This is a genomic window from Haloarcula sp. CBA1122 (assembly GCF_009741785.1).
GTDB lineage: Archaea > Halobacteriota > Halobacteria > Halobacteriales > Haloarculaceae > Haloarcula > Haloarcula hispanica.
In genome coordinates, this window is sequence record NZ_WPCB01000007.1 from 13,866 (window position 1) to 27,070 (window position 13,205).

7 protein-coding genes and 1 pseudogene are annotated in these 13,205 nt (G+C 65.8%); 3 read left to right on the plus strand and 5 right to left on the minus strand.

Annotated features, from left to right (window positions below; genetic code table 11):
• Positions 1–185 precede the first annotated feature (185 nt).
• Together GJ630_RS04345 and GJ630_RS04350 are read left to right on the plus strand one after the other, a co-directional pair.
• Positions 186–1,409 carry an FAD-dependent oxidoreductase gene (locus GJ630_RS04345; protein WP_064288815.1) on the plus strand — a complete coding sequence of 408 codons (1,224 nt, stop codon included), beginning with the start codon at positions 186–188 and terminating at the stop codon, positions 1,407–1,409.
• A gap of 87 nt (positions 1,410–1,496) precedes the next feature.
• Positions 1,497–2,348 carry a translation initiation factor eIF-2B gene (locus tag GJ630_RS04350; RefSeq protein ID WP_014041155.1) on the plus strand — a complete coding sequence of 284 codons (852 nt, stop codon included), beginning with the start codon at positions 1,497–1,499 and terminating at the stop codon, positions 2,346–2,348.
• A gap of 6 nt (positions 2,349–2,354) precedes the next feature.
• Here the strand turns inward: GJ630_RS04350 and malQ are convergent, their stop codons facing one another.
• Positions 2,355–3,845 (minus strand): 4-alpha-glucanotransferase, encoded by a 1,491-nt coding sequence (gene malQ, locus GJ630_RS04355; RefSeq protein WP_023843398.1) that lies wholly within the window; start codon positions 3,843–3,845, stop codon positions 2,355–2,357.
• A 141-nt stretch (positions 3,846–3,986) separates the two neighbouring features.
• Between malQ and GJ630_RS04360 the strand changes: the two genes are divergently transcribed.
• Complete coding sequence (locus GJ630_RS04360) at positions 3,987–5,042, plus strand: glycosyltransferase family 4 protein (protein ID WP_044952006.1); 1,056 nt, start codon at positions 3,987–3,989, stop codon at positions 5,040–5,042.
• 14 nt (positions 5,043–5,056) lie between these two features.
• Here GJ630_RS04360 and GJ630_RS04365 read toward each other — a convergent pair whose 3' ends face one another.
• From GJ630_RS04365 to malA, 4 genes and pseudogenes are all read right to left on the minus strand, one after another.
• Positions 5,057–5,386, minus strand: a complete 330-nt coding sequence (locus GJ630_RS04365; protein WP_011223949.1) for a hypothetical protein — start codon at positions 5,384–5,386, stop codon at positions 5,057–5,059.
• Positions 5,387–5,515: 129 nt separating this feature from the next.
• Positions 5,516–6,460, minus strand: coding sequence for a sugar phosphate nucleotidyltransferase (locus GJ630_RS04370; protein ID WP_014041158.1), 945 nt, complete (start codon positions 6,458–6,460; stop codon positions 5,516–5,518).
• Positions 6,461–6,510: 50 nt separating this feature from the next.
• Positions 6,511–11,045 (minus strand): annotated as a pseudogene (locus GJ630_RS04375) (glycoside hydrolase family 15 protein).
• Between the two features lie 127 nt (positions 11,046–11,172).
• Complete coding sequence (gene malA, locus GJ630_RS04380) at positions 11,173–13,164, minus strand: alpha-amylase MalA (protein ID WP_191449441.1); 1,992 nt, start codon at positions 13,162–13,164, stop codon at positions 11,173–11,175.
• Between the last annotated feature and the right edge of the window lie 41 nt (positions 13,165–13,205).

The following is a 13,205-nucleotide window of genomic DNA, read 5'->3' on the forward strand; positions in this document are numbered from 1 at the left end:
ATTTACGCGGTCACACAGCCGACGACAACGGCTACTGGAACCGTGTCTCACTCGTTCGATCCGGTAGCACTTTACCGGGTTCGTGTCCACCGGCCGCGGTCAGTTTCCGGGGGTGAAACTGGACGCACAGTTGTCGAAACCCCCGGTATCGGAGGAATCTTACGTCGTCTACCCTAACCAGACACATGGCAATTGAGACGGATGTCCTCGTCGTCGGTGGTGGCGCGACCGGCGCTGGCGTCGCTCGTGACCTCGCACTCCGTGGCATCGACGTGACGCTCGTCGAGCGTGACGGGCTGACAAGCGGTACCTCCGGACGTTCGCACGGGTTGCTGCACAGCGGTGCCCGCTACGCCGAGGCAGACCGGGTCGGTGCCGAGGAGTGCATCACCGAAAACCGGATACTCAAAGAAATCGCCGGGGCCTGCATCCGTGACACCGGGGGCCTGTTCGTCCAACTCGCCGGGGACGACCCCGACTACTTCGAGGCCAAACGGGCGGCCTGTGAGGACATCGGCATCCCCGTCGAGACGCTGGACAGCGATGCAGCCCAAGAGCGGGTTCCCGACCTCGCCGCGGAGGTTGAGCGCGCGTTCGAGGTCCCTGACGCCGTCATCTACCCGTCGCGCCTGGTCGCCGCGAACGCCGCCGATGCTCGCGACCACGGCGCAGCGATACACCCGCACGCACCTGTCGAGGACGTGCTCGTCGAGGACGGACAGGTGACCGGCGTGCGGGTCGGTGGGGCAATCAACGACACTATCGAGGCCGACTACGTCGTCAACGCGACCGGTGCCTGGGCGGGCCAGTTCGCCGCGATGGCCGACCTCGACGTCGAGATGCAACCGACGCGGGGCGTGATGGTCTCCGTCGAGTACGACGACCTCGGGCCGGTACTCAACCGCTGCCGGGACCCCGACGACGGCGACATCGTCGTGCCACACGAGCGCGAGGCTGTCCTCGGAACGACGAGCGTCCCCGTCCGCGACCCGGACGAGTACGAGACGGAGCAGTGGGAAATCGAAGAGAGCATCGAAGAGTGTGCGGCGATGCTGCCGCCAGTTGCAGACGCCCCCGAGGTCCGAACCTGGTGGGGCGTCCGGCCGTTGTACGCCCCAGACGAGGACGAGCGCGGCGGCCGCGGCATCTCGCGTGGCTTCTTCCTGCTCGACCATGCCGACGACGGCGTCGACAACATGGCGAGCATCGTCGGCGGTAAACTGACCACCTACCGGCAGATGGCCGAGGCGACGGCCGACCTCGTCTGTGACGGCATCGGCGTCGATGCGGACTGTCGGACTGCGGACCGAAGGCTCCCGAGCGTCGACGACCCGGCGCAGTTGGACGCGCTCGTGGCCGAGTTCGACGGTCAGGGACCGACCGACGAGGACGTGGTCGGGTCGGTGTGACCACGCCCGTCGTGGCCCGTTGCAAGCCGCGGGAACGGGCTGTCAGCCGGCTGTAGCGTTATAAGGGAGGCAACCGCACGTACACTCATGATAAACGAGACCGTGCGGCAGATCGAGGAGATGGAGACACAGAGTTCCTCGATTGCCGCCGTGAAAGCTGCGAAGGCGCTCCGCGAGCTAACAGACCGCGAGTGCCACACGGTCGAGGACTTCCTCCGCGTGGTCGAGCGCAACAGTAGTGCGCTCCAGCGGGCGAACCGCTCGCACGCGCCGCTGTACACCACACAGCAGCGTATCGTCACGGACCTGAAAGACGCCGACCTCGACTCCGTCTCAGAGGCCAAGGAGCGATTGCTCGACACAATCGACGAGGTCGTCACGGAAATCGAGACCAGCAAGGACCGCGCGGCGGAGCGGGCGGCGACGCTCATCGACGACGGCGACGTGCTGGTGACTCACGAGAACTCCTCGACGGTGATGGCGACGCTCATGGCGGCGCTTGACGACGGCAAGGAGTTCCACCTGTACGCCAGAGAGTCGCGGCCGCATTTCCTGGGCCGGCGAACCGCCCGCCAGTTGGCCGACCGAGACGGGGCCGACGTGACGCTCATCGTCGACGGTGCGGCGGGCCACTACCTCTCGGAGGCCGACCGCGTGTTCGTCGGCATGAACTGCCTCATCGACGACACGGTGTACAACCGTATCGGGACGTTGCCACTGGCCGCGACGGCCAACGAGATGGACGTCCCCGTGACCGTCGTCGGGACCTCGTCGAAGTTCATCGGAAGCGGCTTCACCTTCAGGAACACGTTCCGGCAAGGTTCTGACGTGATGCTCGAACCGCCAGAGGGGTTCGATATCGGGAACCCGGGCTACGACGCGACGCCGACCCGCCTGCTCGATACGGTCGTCACGGAAGACGGTATCCTGCAGTTCTGAAGGTACTCAGCGGATCGTTCTGTCGGTGACCTGTCTGAGCCGTTCGGCGACCTCGTCGTTGATGGCGTCTTCGGTCACCCGCCACTGCCAGTTCCCGGTCGCCGTGCCGGGGACGTTGAACCGGGCGTCGCTGTCGAGGCCGAGCAGGTCTTGCATGGTCGTCATCGCGACGACGGCGTTCGAGTTCCACACCGCCTCGATGAGGTCCCAGTTGATCTCGTCTCCGTCGGTGCCGAGGTTGTAGTGGAGGCAGTCCCGTTGCCGGTCCGCGAGGTCGCGGTAGTAGCCGACGATAGTGTCCGTATCGTGGGTCGAGGTGTAGCCGACGGCCGACTCCGGGTAGTGCATCGGCTGGTACATATGCCCCTCCTCGCACCAGTCGGCGTACTGTGGCACGCGCATGCCGGGGAAGCCGAACCGGTCCCGAAGCGCGACGATGCTCTCGTCGAGAAAGCCCAGATCCTCGACGAAGAACGGCAGTTCGCCGAGCCGGTCTCTGACCGTCTCGAAGAAGTGCGCGCCGGGGCCGTCCCGCCACTGCCCGGCGGCCGGGTCGTCCGCCTCGGCCGGAATCGACCAGAACTCGTCGAAGCCCTTGAAGTGGTCGATGCGGGCGATGTCGACGAGGTCGAACAGCCGCTCGAACCGGTCGACCCACCAGCCGTAGTCGTTCGCACGGAGGGCGTCCCAGTCGTACACCGGGTTCCCCCACCGCTGGCCGTCGTCGCCGGGATTGGGCGGGACGCCAGCCACCTCTGCAGGGTGGTGGTCGTCGTCGAGTCGGAACACCTCTGGATACGCCCAGACGTCCGCCGAGTCGAGGCCGACGTAGATGGGGAGGTCGCCGACGAGGCCGATGTCCCGTTCGGCCGCGTACTCGGCCAGCGCCTGCCACTGGCTGTCGAAGCACCACTGGACGAACTTGTGGTAGCGAATATCGTCGGCCAGTTCGTCCCGGTATCGCTCCACGGCCGCCGGCTCGCGCGTTCTGATATCGTCCGGCCAGTCCATCCAGCCGGCATCGTCGAACTCGGCTTTCAGCGCCGTGAACAGCGCGTAGTCGTCCAGCCAGCCGGCCTCGCGCTCGCAGAACTCGGCGAACGACTGCTGGTCCGCATCGCTTGCGCTCTCGTCGAAGCGCTCGTACGCGGTCCGGAGCCGGCGCTCCTTGAACTCGGTCACGCGGTCGTACTTGACGTGCTGTTGTGAGAAATCCTCGGGCGGGTCGACCTCGTCCGCTGTGAGATAGCCGCGGTCGACGAGGTCGCGGAGGTCGATGAGCAACGGGTTTCCGGCGAAGGCGGACGACGACTGGTACGGGGAGTTCCCGTGGATGCTCGCCGTGGGACCGAGCGGACAGAACTGCCACAGCGACTGGTCGGCCCGGTCGAGAAAGTCGACGAACGCCCGCGCGCCGGCACCGAGGTCGCCGATACCGTGTGGCCCCGGGAGCGACGTTTGGTGGAGAAACACGCCACTCTGCCGTTCGAATTGCATACGCACCTGTTGCCCTGACAGGCATTTCAATGGGCGGGGTCGGTGACTGCCATCGTGTCTGCTTGCGGGGCCGGAGAAGGGCGCACGCAAACATATATATTGTATCCATTTGATGCTATGGTGAGAGAGCCAGTTACAGAGATGCCACCGAACGTTCTGATGCTTGGCTGGGGGTTCCCACCCAACATCACCGGCGGGCTTGATACCGCTATCGGGGAGCTGTTCGAACAGCTTGAACCGAGAGACGACGTCGAGTTCGAGTTGGTGTTGCCCGCGGAGTACGCGCCGCCGGACCGCGACGGCATCCACGGCGTCTCGACGGGAAGCGGCGACATCGTCACTCGCATCGGCCGGCTGGCTGGAGAGTTCGCCGACGAGGCGGCCGATGCCGACATTATCCACACGAACGACTGGTTCGGCTACAACCCCGGTTCGCGAGCCAAATCGGCCCACGACGTCGAATGGATCTCGACCTTCCACTCGCTGTCGGCGGACCGGAACGTGACGCCGCCACAGCGGGAAGTCGAGACGGAACAGCGGGTCGCCAACCGCTCGGACCACCTCGTCGCGGTGAGTGAGTTCACGCAGCGACGGATACGCGAGCAGTACGACGCCGACTCGACGGTCATCTACAACGGGTTCTCGTCGGTGGAGCCGACGGGCCGGGACATCAAAGCGGAACTCGGTATCGACGGGAAGATGCTGTTTTTCGTCGGCCGACACACCGACCAGAAAGGGCTGTCGTACCTGCTGTACGCGCTCTCGAAGCTCGGTCGGGACGACGTGAGCCTAGTTCTCGGTGGCTCGGGGCATCTCACTGAACAGCTCGAACGGTTCGCGGAGCTGCTGGGCGTCGAGGACCGAGTCTACTTCCCGGGGTATCTCCCCCAGTCGGAACTCGGGGACTACTACAACAGCGCGGACCTGTTCGTCTCGCCCTCGCTGGCGGAGCCGTTCGGCATCACCATCGTCGAAGCGCTATCGGTCGGGACGCGCGTCGTCGCCTGCGAGAGCGGGGCCGCGGAGCTGTTGAACGAGGACTGCGTCATCGAGGTCGAACCCGATTCGGACTCTATCGCCGAAGGGATCGAGCGCGCTCTATCGCTGTCGACGCCCATCGACTACGATGTTCGGACCTGGGAGGAAGTAGCCGACGAACACGTCGAGTTCTACCACGAGGTTCTCGACGAAGCCTGACGACGACCGAACGCTTACCGGAGGAAGCGAACGTCAGTGACCGGTTCCGGGTGAACGATGAGGTAGCCGTCGGCGGTCGGCTCCAGCCCCGTTACGGATGTCGTATCGGTTTGGGTCCGGTACGGGCTGTCTGCGGTCCCGTCAGCCGACTGGTAGGGGCTGTCGTACGGTGTCTGCCTGTCCTCTGGGGGGCGGTCGAAGTCCTCCGGCGGCAGGTATATCTTCTCGCCCGATTTCGAGCGGACCACGACGGCCGTGTCGCGGTCGCCCGAGACGTCGATTCTGGTCCGGCCGTCGTCGATTGTCATCTCGAACGTGACTGGCTCCGTTTCTGGTTGTGCCATGTTGTCAAGTAGCTTGCGTACGGCGAGTAAACGGCGCTGTGTCACTTAGTCCTTCGCCAGCGGTGTGGTGGCTGGCGGCGAATCGTGTCGCGTCCTGCACTCGAACGGTGGCCCCATCGCCGCGAGCCATCAGCGGTTGATGATGAGCGACCCGGACATGTTGTACCCCTCGACGTGGACGTTCTCGCCGAGAATCGTTTCGTCGATATCACAGTCGTGGACCTCGGCGTCCGGGAAGACGATGGACCGGTCGAGGCTGCTGTCGGTCACTTCCGCCCCAGCCATCACATGGACGGTGTCACCGATCTCGGAGTTCTCGACGGTCGCGTCGGGGTGGATGAGCGACCCGCCGTCGAGTTTCCACTCGACCGTTTCGAAATACGAGTCGGGCGTTCCGATGTCGAACCAGACGTCGTCGAACGTGAACGCGGACACCGGCTCCTGCTGTTGCAGCCAGTCGATGTACCAGCCCGGTTCGTCGGGGTTGTTGTCGCCCGAGAGGTACTCCTCAAAGCGGAGCGAGTCGGCCGGGAAGGCGTAACAGGCAATCGAGACGAGCGTGCTCTTGGGGTTGTCGGGCTTCTCCTGGAAGTCGACGACGCGCTCGCCGTCGAGTTCGACGAGCCCGTAGGACTTGGCTTTCTCCCGTGAGCCCACGTCGTAGGCGGCGAGTGCCGGCCCGTCGCGCTCCTCGAAGAAATCCAGAAACTCCGAGGGGTCGAAGCCGATGAGGTTGTCGCCGCCGATGACAAACAGGTCGTCGTCGATGCCCTCGCGGTCGATCAGTTGCGCGAGCGCGCCGACGACGCCGAACTTCTCGTCTTCGTCCGCCGTACTCTCGACGGAGAGCTGGACCTTCTCGTAGCCCATCTCGTCGATGTGAGCCTCGAACTCGTCGGCGAAGGCCTCGTTCGTGCTCAGGTACGTCGTCTCGATTCGGTCGTCGGCTTCCAGTGATTGCAGGACTCCATCGATAACCGTCGTCTCGCCGACCGGGAGCAGCATCTTCGGTCGACGACGGGTGATCGGCCACAGCCGTGTCGCGTAGCCGCCAGCTAGAACTATCGCGTCCATATCCCACAGTCAGACCCGAGTTATAAAGTGGTAACTACTTGTTGGAGTGGCTAGAGGTTGAGCTGCCAGACGGTTGTCCCGGCGGTGACCAGATCCTCGTCGTCCGCGGCGGCGACGATCACCTGGTTCTCACCGGGGTCGACGTCGACTGCGACCTCGAACTCACGTTCCTCGACGGGGATGTACGTGATATCAGCGGGCGTTTTGACGACGACACAGACGCCGGTCGTCTCGCCGGAGACGACCAGTTCGTTCCCGCGGAACTGCGTGTCGACGCGGAGCGCGGGGCTGCGGTCGGGCGTGTGGGCCCGCCGCTTGCGGTAGCGGTCGTCGACGAACGCGGGCGTTTCGACCGGTTCACCGGCGCTGATGCCGTGGGCCAGCCGCACGTACTGGGCCATCGACCACGCCAGCGGCGTCGCCGAGCCGGTCCCTTCGGCGAACTCCCAGTCGTAGTCGGTCGCGTGGCCCCGGTCCCAGATCTGTTCGGCGATCATCCGTCCCGAGTTCGCCACGTCCTGCATCATCTGGAGGGCGTTCTCCGGCGGGATGTCCGGGTCGTCACGGTGGAGTTCGTACTCGGCGCGCTCGCCGGTGAGCAGCGGCCAGAGGCGGCCCTTCCCTTTGTGTTCGACCGTCCACGGCGCGCCCTGGTCGTCCCGGCCGCGTTCGCCGTAGCCGTCGCCGTTGTACCGGTAGAACCCGGGTGCGTACTCCGTGTCGACGCTGATCGTGTCGTCGACTTCGACGAGCGAGTTCCGGATAGTTTCGTCGTCGTCGGGCTTGATGCCCAGCCGGACAAGTTCGAGGAAGCCGCCGTCGATGATGTTGCGTTCGTCAAGCGTCGGGCCGTCGTTGGCGAGTGTCCGGAGGTGCCCCATCTCGGGGTTCCCATCGAGCGTGACCCGCGTGTAGTAGGGCGTGTTAGTGTGGCGCTCGGTCCCGGTCTCGGTCGCGGTCCAGGCCTCGACGTTGTTCGCCCACTGGTCGGCCAGCGACAGCCAGACAAGCGCGTCGGCCTCGTGGCCAGTGTCGAGCGCGAGCTTCGCCGCACACGCGAGTCCGGCAATCTCGGCCGCAATCGAGGACGGCGAGAAGCCGGCCTCCTCCTCCCAGCGCTCCTGTGCGGTCTCGGGGCCGTGGCGGACGACGTACTCGGCCGACCGCCGGACGTTCTCGTAGCTGTACTCGACATCCTCGAAGTCGACGCCGCTCTCGGCGAGGCGATAGGCCATCACCTGCGGGAACGAGATGTTGTCCATCTGCTCGCCGCCCCAGCGGGTCGTCCCGTTGACGTAGGTGTTCTGCGGGATGAAGCCGGCGTCGTCCTGTTGGTACTCGTAGATGTACTCCAGTTGGTCCGTTGCGATGTCCAGCGACCCGATGGCGTCGAACACGCTAAACACCTGATACAGGTCACGTGACCAGACGAAGTTGTAGCCGTAGCCCTTGGGCTCCTCGGCGTGGACGGCTTCGCCCCACGGCACGGACGGCGAGGCAATAGACGCCCCGTGGTAGGTCTTGTCCTCGACCGCTAACAGCGTCATCAGCGCTGTCCTGTACTGGTTTGCCAGTGCCTCGTCGTCGGCAACCGACTCCGGAAGTTGCTTGTCCGAAAGGAAGTCACCCCAGCTGTCGGCGTACTCCGCGCTGACCGTCTCGTAGCCGCGGTCGAGCGCCCCGTCGCTTCGCCCAGCGCGGCGGCGGTGTCAGCCTGTCGCGCGAAGCCGAGCGCGACCGTGTCGCTGACTCTGGTCCCCGAGTCCAGCCGGCCGATGAGGACGAGGTTCGTCCCGTCGATGGATTCGACCGGGTTCGGGAGGTCTCCGTCGGAGTACAGCCCATCGAGGTGGTCGCTGCCGGCCGCGCCGACGGTGGCCCAGTCGAAACGCCCGGCCGCGGCCATCGCCACGGCGATGGAGTATGCGTCGCCGTTCTCGTCGACGAGCAAGTCGTTGTCCGTCTGATCGGTGTAGGCGCGAGGGTTCCGGCCCACGAGGTGGTAGCTCCCGGGCTGGCCGTATCTGATGGCGCGGTCCTCGGTGACCGTGCTGGTGAGCGCGATGTCCGCGACCGAGAACACGTCGTATGATTTGCCGTCCTTGGCGCTGAAGGACACGTCGGCGACGATGGCGTCGTGCTCGGGGTCGGTCGCGTAGTCGACGGTCAGCGTCCACTCGTGGCCCCGGCCGTCGCCGGTCTCGGTGAAGACGTGGCGATAGAGGAGCGCCTCATCGTCGACCGGTTCGACGCGTCGCCTGACGCTGTCGTCGGTCCGGCGGTTCTCGCGATGGGTCCGGACGGCGTAGTCCGTCTCGTCCGTACACCGGACCAGAAAATCCAGCGTCCGCAGGTTCATCAGGTCGACCTGCGGGTAGCGAGCCTCTGTCAGCGCGCCCTCTGTGAGCGTGAACCAGACGCGCGAGGGGTCCGGTTCGTCGTGGTCGGCGACGGTGCCGACGCCGTACTTCTCCCCGGTCGTCCAGGTCGGGCGCTCGCTCGGCCCCTCGGTTCCCGCCGATGTCGTCGGGAGCGCGTTTAGCTCACCCAGCCGGGCCGTCGCGTGGAGCCGCAACGCGTGGGACCAGCCAAGCGGCGTCGCGCTGTCGAGGTCGCCGTCGTCGAAGGCCTGTTCGGCGAGGTAGCCGGCGTCGGTCGTGAGCGGCCCGTCGTCCTCGAGCAGTTCGTACAGGTCGCTCGCGCGGTCGAGGTAGGCGTCGCCGCTCCCGTCGCGGTCGTTCAGCATATCGCCGACGCGGGCGGCGGCGAGGGCCCCCATCGCCGTCGTAACCGTCCAGACCTTCTCGCTGTCCTGATGACCGGTCCGCCAGCGGTCGCCCTCGTAGCGGGCCAGTCCCGCAACCTGGCTCTCGGTGGGGTTCCGAAAGAGTGTATCGAGCGTCGTGCTCACATGATCGGCCAGGCGGATGATGTGCTGGTCAGCAAGCGTGGTCGACTCGACGCTGTCGTACTCCTGCAGCGCGTCCGCGAGGTGGAGCCCCGCGGCGTCGATGCGGTGGTCCGGCGTCCCGTTTGTCAGCCCCATCACGTACACGCCCAGATCACTGTCCCAGAGCGTATCCAGCCCGTCTAGCAACCGGTCGGCTGCCGCCAGACTCTGCTCACAGACCGATTCGGGCATCGGGGCGCGGGTCACCGCGGCGAAGGCCTCGATGAACGTCGCAGTGGTGTGCGTGAACTGGCCGACCGAGTCCTCCCAGACGTTCTGACACGGCTCGGGCAGGTCGTTGGCCGCGATGTCTTCGATGAGCGTGTCGACGGCCGCATCGATCGTCTCCCGAACCATCGCCGTCAGTTCGGCGTCCATCTTGCCGCGGTGTGTTCGCAGCAGCGTCGCGAGGAAGGCGGTGACGGTCGCAGTCTGGTCGGCCTGATACTCCGGTGATTCGGCGTTGTGCTCGACTCTGGCGTTGGCCCAGCCCGGCGCGATAGCCCCGGTATCGGCCCAGACGCGGTGGGGCCACCGCCCGTCGGAAAGCTGGCTGTCACAGAGGAACGCCGCGCTCTCGGTCAACATTTCGACGGTGTCGATATCGAGTCGGTCGCCGGCTTCGAGCAGATGCCGGGAGACCGAGGCGTCGTCGCGGAACCAGACGTAGCCGTAGCCGCCGGAGTTCGAGTAGAACGGGTCGAACTCCGGGGCGGCGATGCGACCGCCGGTCGGCGAGGACAGCAGGTCAAGCACCCGCAGGTCCATCCGTATCGAATCTGACCGCGGCGTCGATTCGGCCACGTCGATGCGCGTTCGCTCCCGCCCGGCCTGCCGGAGATCGTCAGACGTCGTGTGCTCTCTCACACAGTCGGCGAGGTCGAGGAGTGCCGTCTCCCGGTCGACCTCGTCGTGGTTCGAAAGCTGGCTGACGAGCGTCGTGTCCTTGCTGCGACCGGACCGGTCGAGCGGCGCGGTCACGAGGAAGTCACCGGTGAGGCGGGTCTGGTCGCGTCGCTCGACTGGCTCCGACCGCGGGAACGCAATCGGGCTGCCGTCGAGTATCTCTGCGAGGCGTTCCGGCCGCTGTCCGGCGACGGCGTCCAGCCCGGTCGACGAGGCGAGGTAATCGTGCTCTCGCCGATGGTACACCTCCAGTACGCGCGAGTCGTCTGGCCCGGCGTCTTCGTGAATCAGCGAGCCGACGCCGCTGTCGCTGCTGTCGGGGGCCAGCGTGACGAACGCCACGAGCTTGGCGTCCTGTGGAACCGCCCCGCGCATCGCGACGTGCGTGACGTGGGCCCGGCCCAGCGTCAGATCGTACTGGTGGACCGTGAACGACCCCGCGTCGTATTCGGTCTCGACGAGCCGCGTCTCGCGGTAGTAGTGCTGTCTGATCGTTTCTAGGTCACTGAACCACCGTGTTTCGTCCCCAAGCATAACCCCGAGCCTGGAGCGGTCAATACCGGAGAGCCCGGAGAGCGAATCGGAGTAGTCCTTCAGCGTGCCGTCTTCGCCGACGTGTACGAGTCGGTCACCGTGCCCGGAGAAAGAGCCTGAAACAGTCCTGCGCTCCTCTGGAAAGCGCTCATGACGAGTCCGTTTGTATTCGTTGAGCGCTGTCGAAAGCCGCATACACATCAAAGCAGACCAATCTCTATAAACTCCTGTGGTTCGGACAAATTAGTGATACTTCGAAGGGCGTGGCTGCATATCGCCGAAGAGCGAAGCTGTTACTGCTGAACGGACCCACCAGCGCGGACTACTGGCTCAGGTCACTCTCGTCAGCCGGAAACACGCTCACACTATCGACGGTCACGGTCGCGCCTCCGTCACCAGCAGCCCCACGGTGCTCCCCGGAGACGAGGTCGGTATCGTCAGTCCCGGCCGGGAGCCTGACCGTCGTCGGCTCGCTGCCGAAGTTGAGTACTACGACGGCCGCGTCCTCGTCAGTCGCCCGTGCGTACGCGACGACACGGTCGGACGGGCCGTCCCGGACCTCGTACGGGATTCGGACGAGGTCCGCATCCGCCGACAACGCCGGCTGGTCGTGTCTGGTTGCCGAAAGGTCGCTGACGAACGACTGGAGCGCCTTGTCAGCGTGGTCCCACGCGAGGTCGTCGCGCCGGCCGCGCTGGCCGAACTCCTGCCCGGCGTACAGCAACGGCGCGCCCGGGAGCGTGAACAGCGCGCCCGCAGCGGCCTCGGCGGCGTCCCGCCCGTAATCGACAATATAGCGCGTCTCGTCGTGGTTCTCTGCGTACAGCATGAACGACGCGTGCTCCGGGAAGCCGATCTCCGCCCGCCCCTCGATGGCACTGAGGACGGCTTCAGCATCGCCGCCGTCCCCGACCTGCCGGAGCGCGGCGTAGGTCGTTGAGTCGAAGTGCATGTCAAACAGCCCGGCCTGAAAGTCGGGGATGTACGGGATGGTCTCGTCCAGTAGCAAGAACTCGCTGTCGCGGTCCTTGCAGTAATCGTGGATCTCACGCCAGAAGCCGTTCGGGACGGCCCAGGCCATATCACAGCGGAACCCGTCGACCAGTTCGGCCCACTGGGCGACCGCATCGAGCAGGTGCCGGCGGACCGGCAGGTGGTCGAAATTGAAGTTCGCGATGTGTTCCCACTCGAAGTACGTCTCCGGTTCGGTGTCACTTCGCCACTCGTACCACTCCCGGTAGTCGGCGTCCGGTCCTTCCACGGCGGACTCGAAGTAGGGGTGGGTCCGCGCCGAGTGGTTACACACGAGGTCGAACAGGATCTTGAACCCGCGGTCGTGGGCCGCCTCAATGAACCGCTCGTAATCCGCGCGGGTGCCCAGATCCGACGCGATTTCGAAGAAGTCAGTGATGTTGTAACCGTGGGGCGCGTGGTCGTTCTGTAACACCGGCGTGAGCCAGATGGCGTCGACGCCGAGCGAGTCGAGGTAGTCCAGCCGGTCGATGATCGCGTCGAAGGGCGAGGTGTCGCTCTCGCCGGCGAACGTGCGGACGTAGATCTCGTAGATGACAGCGTCCTCAGCCCAGGCCGGCGCGTCGTACGGTCGACTGGCAGCGACCCCGTCGCCGCTCGTCACTGTCTCGATGCCGCCCCCGTCGCGGCTAAACTCGACGGCGTCGGGCACGCTGTAGCCGTGGTCTCCGATGGCAACGGCGTGGATGCGAGCGCGGTCCGGGAGCGCGTCCAGCGGAATCCGGAGGGCCGTTCCATCGCGGGTCACCGCGTCGGCGTCGATGTCGTCACGGTCATCCAGCAGGAACTCGACGGTGAGGTCGCCGGCCGTCTCGGTTCCCTCCGGGTGGGGGCTGCAGTCCGCTCGAACGACGGCTTCGTCGCCCTCGATCTCCGGTCGCAACGTCAGGCGGGGCTGCCCGCCGCCACCGTCTTCGTCGCCGCTGTCCCTTGCCGAGGTGTACTCGCCGCTCCCGCTGTGACCTGAGCCACTTCGACCGCTGGAGACGCCGCTGTGACCGCCAGAGCGGCCGGACGTGTGTGTACCACTCGGCTGGAGTCTCCCCGGAAACGCGCGCACGGTGAGGTCGTGTTCGCCGTCGGGTGCAGTGAGTCGGATGACGTATCTGCCCGGCGCGTCGGGGACGAGGTGCTCGACCGGGTCGTCGCCGAGCGATACCGTTGATTCCTTTGGTGCCTGCGTCAGTCGCCACGTGTAGGTCGCCGACGGGTCCGGGTCGCGGGGCGCGAGTTCGACCTCGTCACCCGTCGCCACGAACCGCGGCGGTCCAGGATGGTGCATAGGTTCACTGCGATTGACAGTGTCTTTGTACTTGGGGTAGC